Source organism: Saccharopolyspora sp. NPDC000995 (assembly GCF_053599315.1).
Genome location: NZ_JBSFLZ010000089.1, coordinates 1 through 18526, shown reverse-complemented (window position 1 = coordinate 18526; position 18526 = coordinate 1). Strand labels below are relative to the sequence as shown.

The following is an 18526-nucleotide window of genomic DNA, read 5'->3' as shown; positions in this document are numbered from 1 at the left end:
CGATGAGTAGCGAAGTTCTGGTCCCGGGGCTGCGTATCTGCACCGGTCCGGATGATCCTCGACTGCACGATGTCGATGCGGACTTCACCGCACTGCTGCGGCAATTCCAGGCCGCGGTGACCTCAACCGGCAAACGCCTCTTCCACAGCGCAGGCGCTTGTATGCGCGGGTATATCGAGTTCGTTGACGTCGCGGGGATCTCCGTGCACCCGTTCTTCGCGGCGGGCAAGCAATACCCGCTGATTGCCAGGTACAGCAACGGTGAATCGTCGGACGACATCGCCCCCGGAACCCGTGGTGCGTCGCTGTTGTGGTTGGATCCCGCTGGTTCCGGGGAGTCGCAGTTCAATCTGACGTTGAACACCGGTCGCGCACTTTTCGCCGGCAATGCGGCGGCCTTCGTGCGCTTTCTGCTGGGAAACGATCAGGACCGCAAGGACATGGTCGGGGCGAATCCGCGTGCCGGGGAACTGCTGTGGGAGCAGGTCCGCGATCCGGTCTCGTTCATGCGGTACCACTACCACTCGCAGGCGCCGCGCGTGCACGTGGACGCCACCGGGCGTCCTTGGCTGGCGCGTTATCGGCTCGTACCGGCGGAAGACAGGGCCGATTGCGGACAGCACGTCGCTGGCCACCGCCTTTTTCCGCCCGTGCCACCGGATTTCCTCGCCAGGGATCCTGCTGATCCGCGACCGCCGACTGCCCTCCGGGATGAGCTCGTCGAGCAGGTTTCGAACGGCGGATTCGGTGCATTGCTGCAAATCCAGCTGCATCCGGTGACCGACTCCTCAGACAGCAATCAGGCCGCGCTCGATCCATCGGTCGTGTGGACTGAGGGATACCACACGATCGCGCGAGTGCAGTTCGACGCCGTTGTCAACACCGAGACGGCGAAAGCCCTGGTGTTCGACCCTGCTCAAGCCCCGGAAGGTCTTGGCATCGCGCTCGCCCGGTCGCCGCTTGAAACAGCCTCGGTGAACCACGCCCGTGCCCTGATCTACCGGAAGATGCACGCCGCGCGGACGGAGCTGGTGGAGGCAAGGGGCGCCCATGAACAAGTAACTGGGTCAAAGGGGCAGCTCGCCCAAACGGTCTGCGTCGTCGGTGCGGGCCCGAGCGGGCTGACTATCGCTCGTGAGTTGGAGCGGCTCGGGCACACCGTGGTGGTGTTGGAGCGCGAGCCGGTCGTCGGTGGTAAGGCTGTCTCGATCGACGTCGACGGGCGTGCCTACGATCTGGGCGCCCACATCTGCACACCGCGCTACGAGCGGTTTGCCGAACTAGCGGCAGAACTCGGTGTCGACACTGTGGAAGCCACAGCGACCTACGAATATGACGCCGACCGGTGGTTTCGCAGATCGCCGGGTGCATCTTTCTTCCGGAGATCGGAGTTCTCCCGGTACACGCAGCTGCGGGAGCAGGCCTTTCCAGGCATCGCGACGGCCGGTCTGGCGCACTCCGCAGTGTCGTTGTCGCAGTCGATATCGGAATGGGTGGTCGGCAACGATCTCCTGGGTATGACGGGTTCTCTCGGATCCGGTTACACCGCGTCGGGATACGGCTATCCGAACGACGATGTCCCCGCGCTGTACTTCGTCAAACATGCCGAGATGACCGGTCTGGTTTCCCTTGGTCCGCAAACTACCGGCCATGCCGGGCCCTTCACGGTATCCGGCGGCTTCGGAAGGCTGTGGCAGCGGGTTGCCGACGGTCTTTCCGATGTGCGCACCGGTACGCGCATCACATCGATAGAGCGCGAATCCCGCGGCGTCGTCGTGCAAACCGATTCCGGTCCCGTACATGCGGATTCGCTCGTCCTGTCCGTTCCGCTCGACCAGGTCGTCGACGTGCTCGACGCCACCGCCGATGAGCGGGATATCGCGTCGAGGGTTCGTACGATCGACTACTACACCGTGCTTTGCCGGATTTCCGGACTGCCCAGAGACGGCATGTATCTCGTGCGCTCCAAGGAGGCGGCACCGCAACCTGGCCACTGCGTCGCCTACCACAACCGGTATGATGACACGGACGTCTACACCTGCTATTCCTACGGGGCGCAAGGCCTGGACACCACGGACATCGTCCGGCAGCTTCGTGAAGATGTGGCCGCGATGGGTGGCCAGGTTACCGATGTGCTGGTCGCCGGACGATGGCCGTTCATGCCGCACTTCCGTGCAGCGGATCTCAAGGCCGGTGTTCTCGATCGTCTCGAGCGCATGCAAGGAGACCGGCGGACTTACCACGTCGGGAGTCTCCTGGGGTTCGAGTTGATCGAGACCAACGTGGCTTATGCCCAGGATCTCGCGCACCGCTACTTCGCAGCTCCAGTGGCCGACGACAGCCGCGGGCAAGGCCGGCTCGGCGCACCGCGATACCAGGTGCGCTCCGAAGCCGAGTTGTTGGAGTGGCTGACTCGGCAGCTCGCGGCCGATCTCGGCCGTCCCGTGGCCGAGATCGACCCACAGACCCCACTGGATGACTACGGGCTCGACTCGCTGACGGCTACCGGTCTGCAGGCCGAGCTATCCGACTGGCTGGGCTTCCGCGTCCCGCCAACGCTGTTGCTCGAACATCCCACACTGGAGACGGTGGCACGCCAACTCGTCACGCTGATGGACGGTGAGCACGCCGACACGCGTGAGGTGGAGCGGAAACCGATGTTGGCTGTTGCGCTGACTCCGCCACGGCCCTTCTTCTGCATCGGAGGCGCGGTCGGAGCAGCGCATCAGTTACAGGCGCTCGCCGATGATCTGGGGCCAAAATACCCGTTCTACGGGCTTCAAGCCCCCGGGTATGACGGCGGCGAGCCGGCACTCGCGACCGTCGAGGAACTCGCCGACCGGTACATCGAGGACATCTACGCGGTCCAGCCGCGTGGCCCCTACGTCGTTGGTGGCTACTCGTTCGGTGGTCTGGTCGCGTACGAGATCGGCTGCCGGTTGCGGCGTGATGGGGCAGAGGTCGCCGAGGTGGTGGGGATCGACAGTTACCTTCCGCACGGTGGGCAGACGGCACCGGTTTGGGATGAGCGTGCCGCGCTGGAGGAGTTGGTGGCGGTGCACCGGGCGATGTCGGGAGCCCAAGGGGATGCGTTGAGGGTGGATCCCGCACTGACGTCGGTCCAGTGCCGGGAGCTGGTCAGCAGGGAGCTTCGGATCATGGGCGCGGTCGCAGCCGATCGATTACTCGATCGGCTGTTGCCGGTGTTCCAGTCGAATCTGGAAGCAAACATCGCCTACCGGCCTCAGCCGTCTGATCTGTCGATGACGTTGCTTCGCGCTGTCGAACCTTTTCCGCCAGTGTTCGGCGAGGCGCGGCGACCAGCGATACCGGTGGGTGATCCCCACAACGGCTGGGCGTCGGTGCAGATGGCTCGACTGCGCGTGCATGAGGTGCCCGGCAACCACTTCACCATCATCGGCGGGGCTGACCTGCGCGGATTGGCCGCGACCTTGCGGAAAGTGCTCGACGAGACGTTGCTGGAGAAGTGATGAAGATTTCCTCGACCACGGCCCCCAGCGCCGTGCGGCCAGGAGCGCAGGAGTCGCTTGCTGACGTGGTAGCAAGAATTCGTGAAGAAGTTCAGATCGTCGCGACGCCCGACAACGGAATCGGTGCCATCGTCGGCGACCCGCGCGATCGGCGTGTGCTGGGCACCTTGCCGCCGCTGTACCCGGAATGGCTGGGTGACCGGTCCTTCAACGAGGTTCATGGCACGCGGTTTCCTTATGTCGCGGGCGAAATGGCGAACGGGATCGCAACGGCGGAGCTGGTGATCGCCATGGCACGAGCGGACATGCTCGGCTTCTTCGGCGCCGCCGGTATCCCCGTTCCCAAGGTGACGGCGACGGTGCGCAACCTCCGGAAAGCGTTGCCGGGACGCCAGAACTGGGGAGTGAACCTCATCCACGCACCACAGAATCCTGCGTGGGAGAGGCACCTGGTCGACATGCTCCTCCGCGAGCGGGTGCCCGCGGTTTCGGCCTCCGCGTTCATGGATCTGACTGCGACCGTGGTCCAGTTGGCAGCATCCGGACTGCGAACAGACCGCAGTGGTCGGATCGTCCGCGGGACACGGCTGTTCGCGAAGATTTCCCGCCCGGAGGTCGCGGAGAAGTTCCTCGCGCCGGCACCGCAGCGCCTGCTGGATGAGCTGGTCCTCAATGGCCGGATCACCGCCGACGAAGCCGAACTCGCCAAGCGCGTCCCCGTGGCCGAGGACATCACCGTGGAAGCGGACAGCGGTGGGCATACCGACAACCGGCCGCTTACATCGTTGCTGCCCCGGATCATGGAGCTGCGCGATGCGTTGAGCACCCACTTCCGGCACGGGCGCAACGTTCGGATCGGGGCTGCGGGTGGCCTCGGCACCCCCCACGGTGTCGCGTCGGCCCTTGCCGCCGGCGCGGCCTACGTGCTGACCGGGTCGGTGAACCAGACCTGCCTGGAGGCCGGAATCTCGGCGGAAGCGAAGGAAATGCTCGCAGCGGCCGACATCGCGGACGTGATGATGGCACCAGCCTCGGACATGTTCGAGCTCGGTGCCAAGGTGCAGGTGCTCCGCAAAGGCACCATGTTCGGCCCGCGTGCCAACCAGCTGTACCAGATCTACCGGCAGTATCGGTCGTTCGACGAAATGCCCGACCGGGAAGCCGAGAAACTCGAACGCACTGTGCTGGGCGCCACGATCGCGGACATCTGGGCGGAGACGCGGCGCTACTGGCTGGAACGGGATCCTGCCGAGCTTTCTCGCGCCGAGGCCGATCCGAAACACCGCATGGCGCTGGTGTGCCGCTGGTACCTGGGCAGGTCGAGCTGGTGGGCGATCCATGGCGAGACGCCGCGCCGCGCCGATTACCAGCTCTGGTGCGGGCCGGCAACGGGGGCGTTCAACCGCTGGGTGGCCGGCAGTTTCCTGGCGGATCCGGCGAACCGCGGTGTCGTGCAGGTCGCCCGCAATCTGCTGGAAGGTGCGGCTGTGGTGACCAGAGCCCACCAACTGCGCACCTACGGGGTGCCGGTGCCCGCGACGGCTTTCCGCTTCACGCCGCGCAGGCTGACATGAGAAGCCACTGACTCACGGGGTCCTGATCTCGACAACCCCGATGACACCGAAGGACAAGGCCATGCCCGAGGCGAGAGCGAGAACCATGCCGCCGGTCGCGATAGTCGGGGTCAGCGCGCTGCTGCCCGGTTCTTCCGATCCGGCCGGATTTTGGCGCACTGCTGTGGCGGGAGAAGACCAGGTCACCGACGTGCCCGCCACGCACTGGCTGGTCGAGGACCACTACGACCCGGATCCGGCGGCACCGGACAAGACCTATGCGCATCGCGGCGCGTTCCTCTCCCCGGTGCCCTTCGATCCGCTCGCTCACGGCATTCCCCCCAAGGTCATTGAAGCCACCGACACCAGTCAACTGCTTGCGCTCGTGGCAGCCGAACAACTGCTCTCCGGTCTTACCGGCTTGTCGGGTGTGGATCGCGAGCGGGTGAGCGTAATCCTCGGTACGTCGTCGCTGGAACTGCTGACCACCATGGGCAGTCGCATCCAGCGGCCGGTGTGGCTGAAGGCGTTGCGGGAGAGCGGCATCGACGAAGACCAGGCGCAGGCGATCTGCGACCGAATCGCAGCCAACTACGTACCGTGGCAGGAGGCGAGCCTGCCTGGCTTGCTCAGCAACGTCGTGGCCGGGCGGATCGCCAACAGGTTCGACCTGCACGGGAGCAACTACACCACGGACGCCGCGTGTGCGAGCTCGTTGGCTGCGCTGTCCAGCGGTGCAAACGAACTCGCCACGGGTCAGGCCGACTTGGTGATCACGGGCGGGGTGGACACGCTCAACGATCCGGTGATGTACACCTGCTTCAGCAAGACACCCGCGCTTTCTCCAACTGGCGATTGCCGTCCCTTCTCGGACCAAGCCGACGGCATGGTTCTCGGGGAAGGGATTGTCCTGTTCGCGATTCGCCGCCTCGAAGATGCCGAGCGCGACGGCGACCGGATTCACGCGGTCATCCGCGGCATCGGCACCGCCTCGGACGGGCGCGGCAGCTCCATCTACGCGCCGGTGCCCGAAGGACAGGCCAGGGCGCTGCGCCGGGCCTACGACGCAGCGGGCTACGGTCCGGAAACGGTGGAGCTCGTCGAGGCGCACGGAACTGGAACTGCCGCCGGGGACGCCGCCGAGTTCGCCGGGCTTCGAGCGGTGTTCGGTGAGGCCGGACGGTCCGACGCCCAGTGGTGCGCGCTCGGCTCGGTGAAGTCGCAGATCGGCCACACCAAGAACGCGGCGGGCGCTGCCGGCCTGCTCAAGGCCACGCTCGCATTGAGCCAAAAGGTATTGCCGCCGACGATCAAGGTCGACCGCCCCAATCCGGCACTCGGATTCGCCGACAGCCCGTTCTACCTGAACACCCAGGCTCGTCCGTGGATCAGCGATGGCAGCCAGCCGCGGCGCGCCGCTGTGTCCAGCTTCGGCTTCGGCGGAACAGATTTTCACATCACCTTGGAGGAGTACCGGCCCTCGCAGGGGTCGGATAGCCGTGAGCCCGAGTTGACCAGGGCAGCCTCGTCCGAGCTGGTTCTCTTCTCGGCCGATTCCCCGCAGGCGCTGGTGAGCGCGTGCCGGGCAAGCTCAGGTGTCTCCCGCCCGCTGGCCACGATCGCGCGGGAGACGCAAGGCGCGTTCGACCACACCGCCCAGTCCAAACTGGCAATCGTGGCGACCACCGAAGCCGATCTGACCGCGAAGCTGGCAGAGGCAGCGGACCGCATCGAAGCGGATCCGGAAACGGTGTTGTCCGGCCCGCGAGGTGTCTACTATGCACCTCGTCGTATCGATCCCGGCAAGCTGGGACTCCTGTTCTCCGGGCAGGGGAGCCAGTACGTCGGGATGGGCGCGGAGTTGGCGATGCTCCACCCGGCCGCCAGAACTGCGTGGGACTCGGCCGCTGGCATCTGCTTCGACGGTGTCGCGCTGCACCGCGTGGTGTTCCCGCCTCCCGTGTTCACCGAGGACGAGCGGGCTCAGCAAGACCGCCGGCTGACCCGCACGGAGTGGGCACAACCGGCTCTCGCTGTGCAAAGCCTCGCGCTGCTGGAAGTTCTGCGTACCTTGGGCGTCTCGCCGGATGCCGTTGCGGGGCACAGCTTCGGAGAGCTGGTTGCGTTGCACGTCGCTGGTTGTTACGACGCCGAGACGCTCATCAGGCTGGCACGCAAGCGCGGAGAACTGATGCGGGACGCCGCCACTGCACAAGGAGCTATGCTCGCGGTCGCGGGTTCCATCGATGACGTCCGCTCGATCGTTGCAGATCTCGACGACCAGCTGTGGGTCGCCAACCACAACGCCCCCAAGCAAGTCGTGGTATCCGGCACCAACGAGGCAATCGACCGGCTGGTGAAGTGCCTTGCCGAAGCTGGCCGAGCCGCCCGGAAACTGAACACCGCCGCCGCGTTCCACAGCCCGCTCATGGACACCGCCCGCGCACCGCTGCGGGAGTCCCTCGAGGCTGTGGAACTACAGCCGCCGCGAATCGACGCGTACTCGAATGCGGAAGCCGATCGCTACCCGCCCGACCCGGACGCGATCCGGGACCGCCTCGCCGACCACCCTCAACGGCCGGTCCGGTTCGTGGACCAGATCGAGACCATGCACGCCAACGGTGTCCGCACGTTCGTCGAGGTCGGTGCGGGAGCGACCCTCGCGAGGCTGACCAGCGACATCCTGGCCGGACGCGAACACCTGTCGGTCAGCCTGGATCACGCCCGCACCGACGGGGTCACCGCCCTGCACGAAGGGCTGGCGCAGCTCGCCGTGCGCGGCATCCCCCTGAACTTCGAGGCACTGTGGTGCCCGTTCACGCCGATCGAGGAACCCCGAATGGACGAAAAACCCGGCATGACAGTGGACCTGCTCGGTGCGAACTACGGCAAACCGTATCCACCGCCCGGCGGTGCCCACGAACTCCCGCGACCCAACCCACCGCAGCAAGCCGAAAGCACCCGCCCGTTTCGCGAACTCGTGGACGGACCTGGCGTCCACGGACATCGACCTCCCCCCGATTGGATGCCAGGTGAGGGCCAGGGGCACCCTTCACCAAGCAACCTGGTCCGGGGTGGCTCTCGACCCGTTTCGGACCCCTGGCTGGACGCGTTGCGGGAGACGCAGCGGCAGGCGAGCGAAGCGCATGCCACCTACCAGCGAGTGATGGCCGAGACGCACCTGGCGTTCCTTCGCATGTCCGAAGCGGCTCTTGGCGGGTTGTCTTCCGGCGGCATGCCGCAAGCAGCGCCCGGCGGGTTGTCTTCCGGCGACGTGCCGCAAGCAGCGCCCGGCGGGTTGTCTCCCGCTAGCGTGCCCGAAGTGGCTGCCGTGCAGGCCGCTGTTCCCCCGTGGGACCATGCCGGCTACGCCCTGCCCCAAGTGCCATCGGCTCCACCGGCACCCGTGGGTGTCCAGGTTCCCGCTTCTGATTCCGTCACGCCGTCATACGACGCATACCGGGATTCGGTTGAGAATCAGGCTGCCCAGCCGGATTCGAGCGGTGTTGATGTGGCGTTGTTGTTGGAGGTGGTGGCGGAGAAGACGGGTTATCCGTTGAGCGTGCTGGATGCGGGGATGGAGTTGGAGTCGGATCTGGGCATTGATTCGATCAAGCGGGTGGAGATTCTTTCGGCGGTGCGGGAGCGGGTTCCTGATGTGGCAGAGGTTGATCCGGCGTTGCTGGGAGCCGCGGGAACGCTCGGCGAGGTGGCTGAACTGCTCGGTGCCGGGGATAGCGGCGTGGTAAAGGTCGAAGCCGAACCTGCCGCGCCCCAGGAAGTAACACCGAGTTACAACCAAACCGAGTTGACGCGACAGGCCATTTCCACCCGGCGGGCACCGGCGGTCGGCTTCGCGCTGCCCGGGCTGATCGGCGCGTCGATAGCGATCACCGAGGACGGAACCGGCGTGGCCGAGCCTCTCGCGGCGGAACTCGTCGAGCATGGTGTCCGCGCGTTCGTCACCGCGGATGTACCGGCCGACACCGACGGCGTCATCTTCCTCGGGGGCCTACGCTCCGGCTCGGCAGAGGAGGCCATCGCGGTCAACCGGGAGGCATTGCGGGTGGCTCGCGCGATGGTCGCTGGTCGTTCGGAAACACCCAGGGTTTTCGTTGCGGTGCAGGACACCGGTGGTGACTTCGGGCTGTCCGGCTCCGCACCGGAACGTGTGTGGGTCGGCGGGGTCGCGGCGCTGGCGCGTACCGCCGCGAAGGAATGGCCGGGCACGGCGGTCAAAGCGATCGACTGCGAGCGGGGTGGGCGCAGCGGCGCCGACCTGGCGCGGGCAATCGCTCGTGAGCTGCTCACCGGTGGTGCGGTGACTGACGTGGGACTGACCGCTGACGGCGCCCGCACCGTGCTTCACCACGCCGAGGCGCCGTTCGGCGGCTCGTGGACCGACGTGATCGGCCCGGATTCTGTGATCGTCATCAGCGGCGGAGCGCGCGGCGTGACCGCGATGGCGGCGCGAGCCCTCGCCGCCGCACGCAAACCCAAGGTCGTCCTGCTCGGCCGCACGGCGTTGGAGGATGAGCCGCCTTACCTTTCTGGCGTGTCCGGCGAGGCAGCTGTGCGGGAGGCGGTGGCCGGGCACCTGCGGACCAGTGGTGAGTCAGCTGCACCGCAGCGGATCAGGTCCGAAGCCGCCAGAGTGCTTTCGTGCCGCGAAATCCGGGTGACGCTCGACGCGCTGGAATCTTGCGGTTCGCCGGCCCGCTATCTGCCCGTGGATGTCCGCGACAGCGCGGCGCTGAGCGAAGCCCTGGCGGGAGTGCGCGCGGAGTGGGGGCCGATCACTGGGCTCGTGCACGGTGCCGGGGTGCTGGCGGACAAAACCATCAAGGACAAGACCGACGAACAGCTCGACTACGTCTTCGGCACGAAGGTCGACGGCCTGCGCACCCTACTCGACGTGACAGCCGAGGATCCCCTTGATCTCCTCTGCGTGTTCTCCTCGGTCGCAGCCTGCTACGGCAACGCGGGACAAAGCGACTACGCCATGGCCAACGAGGTCATCACCCAGATCGCCGCGGCAGAGCGCGCGAAACGCCCGGGATGCCTGGTCCGCACCATTGCGTGGGGCCCGTGGGACGGCGGGATGGTGGATGCGTCGCTGGCCGACCGCTTGCGGGCCTCCGGAGTCCAGCTGATCCCGATCGAAGCAGGGGCGAAAGCCTTCGTCGACGAGGTACTGGGTGCGCGCGAGCCTGTGCAGGTCGTGGTTGCCGCAGGCACCTTCCCGAAAGCCGAGCCCAGTGCAGCCGGAGAGATCGTGGTCACAGACCGGTCGCATCCGTATCTGGCGGACCACTCCGTTGCCGGAACGACGGTGGTGCCGGTCGCGATGGTGCTGGAGTGGTTCACCGCCGCGGCGCACTTGTCCGGGACGTGCGAAACCGCTGCGCTTCGCGACCTCGACGTACTCCGCAAGATCACCCTTGACCACTTCGTCGGAGACGGCGATGTCGTGCGCATCACCTGTGCACCGGGCGGATCCCTGGTCCTGCATGGCGCGGGGGAGTTGCCGCATTACCGAGCACGACTGGGCTTCCGAGAGACCGCAGTTTCAATTGAAACAACTGAAACTGCGGTCGACGCACCGCGCCGATGGGACGTCCCGGCGGGCCTGGACGCCTTCGGCGACAGGCCGATCTACGACGGCTACCTGCTGTTTCACGGTCCGGCGTTCCAGGCCCTCCGCGGCGTCGACGGGGTTTCCGCGGCCGGAGCAGTTGGGACGGTTGTCGGCGCGCGTGCGCTGGGCTGGCCGGATGAGCACCGTCACACCGACCCGGCGGCGGTGGACGGCGGTATCCAGTTGGCGACTTTGTGGGCTGAGCGGGCGCTGGGGACCGCCGCGCTGCCCATGGGCGTCGGCGAATTCCGGCTGCATCGTCCGGGAATGCTGGATGGTGCGGGCACGAGCATCATCCGAGCGGGAGAGGTGCACAGCGCTCATGCTGAGTGCGATCTCCAGCTCTGCGCCGCCGACGGCACACCCGTCGCCGAGCTTCACCGGCTTCGCTTGGTGGCCCGCCCCGATGGCGCACCGAGCGGGAGGTGACGGGCGTGTTCGAGCCGATAGCCATCGTTGGTCGTGGGTGCGTACTACCGGGCGCACTTGACCCGGATACGTTCTGGGACAACATCATCGAAGGCCATGTCAGCCTCACCAGGGTTCCCGAAGGCCGCTGGAGACTGCCCGCCGGCGACGTGCCACTTGGCATCCGCAGCGACGTCGGCGGTTATGTCTCCGGCTTCGCCGACGTCTTCGACCCTGATGGGCTGCAGGTCGATGCCGCGCGGATCGACGTGCTGGACGAGTCGTATCGCTGGGTACTGCACGGTGCACGTCAAGCACTGGGGGAAGCAGGCATCGACCAGCCCCACGAACGCGCCGGACTGGTGCTCGGCAATCTGTCGCTGCCCACGGATGGCATGGTGCGTTTTGCCGAGAGCGTGTGGTTGTCCGACCAGACGCCTGCTGTCCGGGCGGTTTTGTCCGGCCTGCTCGATGGGCCCGAGCCCAGCGCCCTGAACCGGTTTTCCTCCGGTATCCCGGCGCATTTCGCGGCGGCCGCGCTCGGCTTGGGTGCGGGCGCGTTCGCGTTGGACGCGGCGTGCGCATCGTCGCTCTACGCGATGAAGTTGGCGTGCGATCGCCTGCACGATGGCACGGCGGATCTCATGGTGGCGGGCGCGGTCAACCGGACCGACGATCTCGCGATCCACCAGGCGTTCAGTGCGCTGTCCGCGCTGAGCCCCACTGGACGCAGCCGTCCCTTCCACCGCGACGCCGACGGCCTGGTCTCGGCCGAAGGTGCGGCCTTCGTCGCCCTGATGAGGTTGTCCGACGCCCTCGCCGCCGGCGTTCAGATTCGTGGCGTGATCCGCGGGGTCGGACTGTCCAACGACGGACGGTCGAAAGGCATCCTGGTGCCCACCGAGGAGGGCCAGGTTCGCGCGCTCCAGCAGGCCTATACCGACGCTGAGATCTCGCCCGAGTCGGTGTCGCTTCTCGAGTGCCACGCGACCGGCACCAGCCTCGGGGACGCGGTCGAGGTTCGCAGCACATCGCGGGCCTTCGCCGGGGCGCGGGATCTGCCGATCGGTTCGGCGAAATCGAACACCGGCCACCTCATCACCGCCGCGGGAGCCGCCGGTGTGCTGAAGGTGCTTGCCGCTATGGACGCCGGCATTCGCCCTCCAACGCTCGGAGCCGACGAGCCGATCGAGGCGCTGCGCGACACCCCATTGCGCCTGCTGCACGAAGCCGAAGCATGGGAAGGCCACCGCCGCGCCGGGATCAGCGCGTTCGGCTTCGGCGGCAACAATGCCCACCTGGTCCTCGAACAATGGACAGGTGACAACGTGGTCGTGAATGCGAAAACCACCCCCCACCGGTCTTCGCACTCACGACCCGATGAGGTCGCGATCGTGGGTATCGGCGCGCGAGTCGCCGACTGCGCGGACTCCGACGAGTTCCGCGATGCGCTACTGCGTGGAACCCCCCGCCTGGGCCGTGCCGTCGACTACGCGGTCGCTGTCCCGGGACTTCGCGTGCCACCGGCGGACCTGCAGAAGTCGCTGGGCCAGCAGGTGTCGATTCTGGAGGCCGCCCGCGAGGCGGTGCGCGATGTCAGTCTGGTTCGGGATCGGACGATGGTGCTGATCGGCATGGGTTGCGATGTCGAGGTGGCCCGCTATCCGACCCGCACACGCGTGGCGAGCAACCTCGGCGAATCGGAGCAGCGCGAGCAGTATCCGAACGCTTTCGCGCCGGTCCTCGACGCTCCCGCGGTCGTCGGCACGATGCCGAACGCCGTGGCGAACCGGATCAATGCCCAGTTGGACTTGGCCGGGCCGAGCTTCACCGTCTCGGCGGAGGAAGCATCCGGTCTGGTGGCGCTCGAAATCGGCGAGCGAGCCTTGCGCTCGCGGGAGGCCGACGCGGTGTTGGTCGGTGCCGTGGACCTCTCCCACGAGCAGGTGCACCGCAAAGCCCTCGCAGACCTGAACATCGACGTTCCACCCGGCGATGCGGCCGTCGTGCTGATCCTCAAACGCCTAGACGACGCGCGCAGGGACGGCGACGACGTACTCGCCGTCCTCACCGACCCCCAACCGGACGTTGGCCTCGTCGTGGGTGACGGTGCAATTTCAATGGAAATTAGGGATCCGATTTCCATTGAAATTGCCAACCAGCAGAATCAGGTGGCTCATAGCTCCAGAGAAACCTTCGACCCCGCCGAGATTTTCGGGGTGCCGCATGCGGCCAAGGGGCTGCTTGCCGTGGCGTGCGCCGCCGTGGCCGTGCGGCATGGGGCGATACCGCGTGTCGACCAGCCGGCCGATCCGTCCGTTGACCGTCGGAGCGCGGATGTGGCGGTGTCGACGCTGGGGGCGCGGGAGCGACATCTCGGACTCCGGGCTGACTCCGTGGATTCGTGGATCGCCGATGGTGCTGGCAGATTGCACGTGTTTTCCGGCGTCGATGCAGCCACTGCCCTCGCTGCCGCGCGGGCAGGCCGGGAAACCGACACGGGACCGGCGCGACTGGTCGTCCGGGCAGCCGACCATACTCAGCTAAACGATCGGATCGGGGCCGCCGAACGTTGGCTGGCCGGGCAGGGCCTCCAGCCGGAAGGGGTGGCGTTCCGGCCCAAACCCATTGTGGGCGAAACAGCATTCGTGTTCTCCAATGGTTCCGCCAGCTACCCGCGGATGGGGCGAGAGGTCATGCTCGCGCTGCCGGATATTTGGCAACGAGTTGAACAGCGTTGTGGCTCGCTGAACGAACTGATCGGATGGGCGTTTGCCGGGACGGCACCTCGCGCGTTGGACCAGATTTGGGGTGCCTCAGTACTCGGTCAGCTGCACACGGAGATCACGCGGGGCTTGCTCGGCGTGAAACCCACCGCGGTCATCGGCTATTCCTCGGGGGAATCCAGCGCCTTGGTCGCGATGGGCGCATGGCGCGACGTACCGCGGCTGGTTGCCGACGTCGAGGGCTCCGTGGTGTTGACCAGCGCGCTCGCCGGGGAGTTCGCCGCTGTTCGCCGGGCGTGGCGGCGGAATGGCGTTACGGGCAAGAAATGGGCCGCCTACATCGTCAGCGCATCAGCGGAAGCCGTCCGCGAGGCCGTCGCCGGCGAACCCGCCGTGCACCTGATGGCGATGAACGCGCCCGGGGTGAGTGTCCTAGGCGGTGAATCCGAAGGCTGCCAGCGTGTGCTGCGGCGGCTGGGACAACCGAACGCACTGCCGCTCGACTACGACATCGCCGCGCACGTCCCGGAGGTCGACGAGGTACGGGACCAGTATTGGGAGCTGCACCGCAGGCCCACCTTCGACCTGCCGGACATGCGCTTTTACTCCTGCGCCACCACGGAGCCGTACGTGGTGACCGAGCAGAATGCCGCCGATGCCGTGACCGCGCAGGCGGTCGGAACAATCGATTTCATCGGGACCGTCGAGCGGGCGTGGCGGGACGGGGTCCGGGTGTTCATCGAGCACGGGCCGCGCGGACTTTGCACGGGATGGATTCAACGCATTCTCGGCGACCGCGAACATGTGGCCGTAGCGCTGGATTCGGCTGACGGCCGGAGTCTGCGCCAGCTCACCCGCGCGGTCGCGGAATTGGTCGCAGCGGGTGTCATCATCGACCACGAACGGCTTTTCGGTGCGCTGGCGACCGGTCGGCCCGCGCCACGCCCCGTGGTCGAGACGTTCGTCACCGCGGCGCATCCTCCGCCGATCCTGCTACCGGAACCGCACCCGGAGCAGCGAATGCAGCCGGCACCGGTGCTTCCTCCCGTGGGCGAGCTGCTGGCACCGGTCCCGGATCCGGCCGGTGAGCCGCTACTGCCAGTCCAGACTCCGGCACCCGTCCAGACTACGGTCGAGAGGAAAACACTCCACGCGGACGGCGAATGGCACCGCATCGTCGCCTCGACGCACCAGGAGTTCCTCGAAAGCCATGCCCAGGTACATCAGCAGTACCTCGCCCTGCTCGAGAAATCACGCATGGTCCTGATGAGCCGGCCCGGTACGCCCGGTCGGGGCGAGGTGCAGGACACCGTTGACCAGGTACGTTGGTCAGAGGCGCCCTTCACCCAGCACCCAACCGGGCAGTTGAGCGGCCCGATCTTCGGTCGGGAGCAGCTTGTGCAGTTGGCGAGTGGCCGGATTTCGGAGGTGTTCGGGCCGGAGTTCCGGGCACAGGACGGGTTTCGGCGTCAGGTCCGGATGCCCCAGCCTCCAATGCTGCTGGCCGACCGGGTGACCGGGATCGATGCGCCGCGCGGGCGGTTGGGGACCGGCACTATCTGGACCCAGACCGACGTGACCGCCGATGCGTGGTATCTCGATCCGACCGGGCGCATGCCAGCCGGGCTGATGATCGAGGCAGGACAGGCAGACTTGCTCCTGATCAGCTGGATGGGGGTGGATCTGCTCAACCGCGGCGAACGCGTGTACCGGCTGTTGGGCTGCGAGCTGACTTTTCACGGCAGCCCACCCGCGCCCGGTGAGATGCTCGACTTCGACATCCACATCGATGGGCACGGCGACCACGGTGGCACGCGCCTTTTCTTCTTTCACTACGACTGCCGGGTCGACGGCGAACTCAGGCTGAGCGTGCGCGGCGGCCAGGCGGGGTTCTTCAGCGACCACGAGCTCGCCGACACCAGCGGCGTCCTGTGGGATCCGGCCGGCGAGACCCCGGAACCCGCTCGATGGCTCGATGAACCCCAGGTGGTGTCCTCGGCGCGCAGCTTCTCAGCCGAGCAGGTCGCCGCGTTCGCGGCGGGGCGGCCGGACGACTGCTTCGGCCCGGAATGGCTGTGCACCCAGGCGCACGTCCGCACCCCGCGCATCGCCGGCGGAAAGATGCTGCTGCTGCGCGAGGTCACCGACTTCGATCCGGCTGGGGGTCCGTGGAAACGCGGTTATCTGCGGGCGGAAACACCGGTCTCCGCCGATGACTGGTTCTTCGAAGGCCACTTCAAGGACGACCCGTGCATGCCCGGAACCCTGATGTACGAAGGCTGCCTGCAGGCAATGGCCTTCTACCTTGCGGCACTCGGGCACACCGTGGACGCCGACGGTTGGCGGTTCGAGCCGGTGACCGGCGTACCGGTGGCCATGCGCTGTCGTGGCCAGGTGACCCCGGACAGCCGGTCGATCACCTACGAAGTTTTCGTCACCGAAGTTTCGTCGGGTCCGGTGCCGACGCTGACCGCCGACGTGCTGTGCACGGTGGACGGGGTCAAGGCGTTCCACGCGAGACGAGTCGGGCTGCGCCTGGTGCCGGATTGGCCGCTGGCAACCTTGGCCCCCGTTCAGGATGCCGAAGTCGGCAGCGGCATCTTCGGCCGTTCCGGGCTTCTCGCATCGGCCTGGGGCAAACCGACCGATGCGTTCGGCCCCGCGTTCGCCCCGTTCGATGGCGTCCGTCGTTCGGCGCGGTTGCCGGGGCCGCCGTACCACTTCATCTCGCGGATCGTCTCGGTCGACGCTCCGCAGGGCGCGATGACCGCAGGCGGTCACGCCGTCGCCGAATACGATCTGCTGGCGGATGCCTGGTACTGGGCGGAGAACGGGTACCCGGTGATGCCGTTGGCGGTGTTGATGGAAGTGGCGCTGCAGCCATGCGGGTGGTTCGCCTCCTACGCGGGATGCACGCTGTCGTCCGAAGAGGACCTTCTTTTCCGCAATCTTGACGGCAGCGCCACTATTCTCGGCGAGGTGGACCAGTCGGTGCAGACGCTACGCACGACGGTCACCCTGCTGGACATTTCCCCGTATTCCGGCACGATCATCGTCTCCTTCGCTGTAGACGTAGAGGCCGATGGGCAACGGTTGCTGCATGCTTCGAGCGTGTTCGGGTTCTTTCCCGCACGGGCATTCGCCGAGCAAATAGGCCTGCCCTCCACAAGAGGCGAGCGACTTTCCGGCGACTCATGTCGAGAGCTGCTTCCCTGCGACGGGCACGGCTCGCTGAGACTGGCTGGTCCGATGCTGCTGGTGCTGGATCGCATCACCGGGTACTGGCCCGACGGCGGCAAGGCCGGGCTCGGCCGAGTGGTGGCGGAGAAGGACATCCGGCCCGGCGAGTGGTATTTCAAGGCCCACTTCTTCCAGGACCCCGTGCAACCGGGCTCGCTGGGGGTGGAAGCGATGTGCCAGCTGCTGAGGTTCTACATGATCGACCGTGGGCTGGGCGACGGCCTGACCGACCCGCGGTTTTCGTTGGTGACCGATCGGCCGCTGACCTGGAAGTACCGGGGACAGGTCACGCCGGCCAACCAAACGGTGACAGTCGAGTTGGACGTGCTGGAAATCGGCGAGGACCCCGACGGCCGCTTCGCGGTGGCCGACGCTTCGCTGTGGGTCGACGGCGCTCGCATCTACCACGTACCGGAACTCGCGCTGCGCGTGGTTGAGCAGAACCCGTGAGCTCTTTGGGGCATTACTGGTCGTCTCCGAGCCTTGGGTTCGTCAGCGAGATCGATGCCCTTTCTCATCTGATGGTCGGGTAGAAGGGGCACACTTGCCAGGCTTTCCGCAGCTGAATACCAGTTGCACTGCCAGTGTTGGCTTGGCTTGGCTTGGCTTGGCTTGGCTTGGCGTTGCGTGTGCGACTTCGAATGCGCGCGCGACGAGCCGTGGTGAGGGGCGACACTTAGCGGGGGACGTTGGTTCGTAATAATGGACCCACGGTGGGTTCGTGAGGCTGCGGAGGAGGTTCCATTGATCTATTCGGTCGTCAGCGTGTGGCCGTCGCAGAAGAACTGGTGCGTTGGCCGTTTCCTCGCCGGTCCGGACTATGTTCCTGCGGAGAATGATTCGCTGAGCGATGTGCCGGATGCCACCCTGCGTTTCCTGATGGAGAAAGGCCCGGACGGCGCCAAGTATCTTCGGGCGTTCTTCCGGGATGCGCGGTTCGGGTTGTCATGAACGGCGCCGGGCACCTGCGGGTGGTGCGATCGTCGGATGAAGCTGCGTATGTGCTTGTGGCCACGGCGGGATCACCCAAGCGGCGTGTTTCCTCGCTGGTGTGGTGGCGTGTTGATGTTGCGGAACTAATCGAGCTGACTGGCAACGAAAACCAGGTGTCGTTCATCCCGGGCAGTGCGGCATCGGTATGTGTGGCAGGTGACGCCGTCCAGGATGCGTACGAACTCGCCGAGCAGAAAATTGTTGCGTTGTATGAAGAATTACTCGGTGAACACCAAGTTCGTTGTGTCCTGGCGTGGGATATAGAAGAGGATGATTCCTGGGAGCGGCGGTTACCGCTGATGTTCCGGTGAAGTCGAGGGTTGGTAGGCCGGATCGGCCGAGCTTCCCCCGAGACTGCCCAGTCGCTGGGTTTTCTTGGGGTGGGTGGTTGTGATGTTTTCGTCGATCATGGTGTCGGAGGGGGTGAGGCGGCTTTTTCAGGTGTTGACCGGTGAGGATATGACGGATGCGGATGAG

6 protein-coding genes are annotated in these 18526 nt (G+C 66.4%); all 6 read left to right on the top strand.

The annotated features are described in order from the left end of the window. The first annotated feature begins 2 nt into the window (after positions 1–2). The 6 genes from ACWDKQ_RS24895 (at position 3) to ACWDKQ_RS24870 (ending at position 18360) form a co-directional block, all read left to right on the top strand. Positions 3–3491, top strand: a complete 3489-nt coding sequence (locus ACWDKQ_RS24895) for an FAD-dependent oxidoreductase (RefSeq protein WP_450141169.1) — start codon at positions 3–5, stop codon at positions 3489–3491. Continuing rightward, on the top strand, positions 3491–5065 hold the full coding sequence (locus tag ACWDKQ_RS24890) for a PfaD family polyunsaturated fatty acid/polyketide biosynthesis protein (protein WP_450141168.1): 1575 nt from the start codon (positions 3491–3493) through the stop codon (positions 5063–5065). Before ACWDKQ_RS24895 ends, ACWDKQ_RS24890 begins: the two co-directional genes overlap by 1 nt. Before the next feature lie 61 nt (positions 5066–5126). Next, a complete protein-coding gene (locus ACWDKQ_RS24885; RefSeq protein ID WP_450141167.1) occupies positions 5127–11111 on the top strand; it encodes an SDR family NAD(P)-dependent oxidoreductase in 5985 nt (1994 codons plus the stop codon). A 5-nt stretch (positions 11112–11116) separates the two neighbouring features. Continuing rightward, a complete protein-coding gene (locus tag ACWDKQ_RS24880) occupies positions 11117–17506 on the top strand; it encodes a beta-ketoacyl synthase N-terminal-like domain-containing protein (RefSeq protein ID WP_450141166.1) in 6390 nt (2129 codons plus the stop codon). Positions 17507–17800: 294 nt separating this feature from the next. After that, positions 17801–18007 carry a hypothetical protein gene (locus tag ACWDKQ_RS24875; protein WP_450141165.1) on the top strand — a complete coding sequence of 69 codons (207 nt, stop codon included), beginning with the start codon at positions 17801–17803 and terminating at the stop codon, positions 18005–18007. After that, positions 18004–18360 carry a hypothetical protein gene (locus ACWDKQ_RS24870; RefSeq protein ID WP_450141164.1) on the top strand — a complete coding sequence of 119 codons (357 nt, stop codon included), beginning with the start codon at positions 18004–18006 and terminating at the stop codon, positions 18358–18360. Before ACWDKQ_RS24875 ends, ACWDKQ_RS24870 begins: the two co-directional genes overlap by 4 nt. Positions 18361–18526: the final 166 nt, after the last annotated feature.

What these genes read in the sequence shown, in the direction of transcription:
- ACWDKQ_RS24890 (WP_450141168.1), top strand. Translation starts at nt 3,491, where the DNA reads ATGAAGATTTCCTCGACCACGGCCCCCAGCGCCGTGCGGCCAGGAGCG.
- ACWDKQ_RS24895 (WP_450141169.1), top strand. Translation starts at nt 3, where the DNA reads ATGAGTAGCGAAGTTCTGGTCCCGGGGCTGCGTATCTGCACCGGTCCG.
- ACWDKQ_RS24885 (WP_450141167.1), top strand. Translation starts at nt 5,127, where the DNA reads ATGCCCGAGGCGAGAGCGAGAACCATGCCGCCGGTCGCGATAGTCGGG.
- ACWDKQ_RS24870 (WP_450141164.1), top strand. Translation starts at nt 18,004, where the DNA reads ATGAACGGCGCCGGGCACCTGCGGGTGGTGCGATCGTCGGATGAAGCT.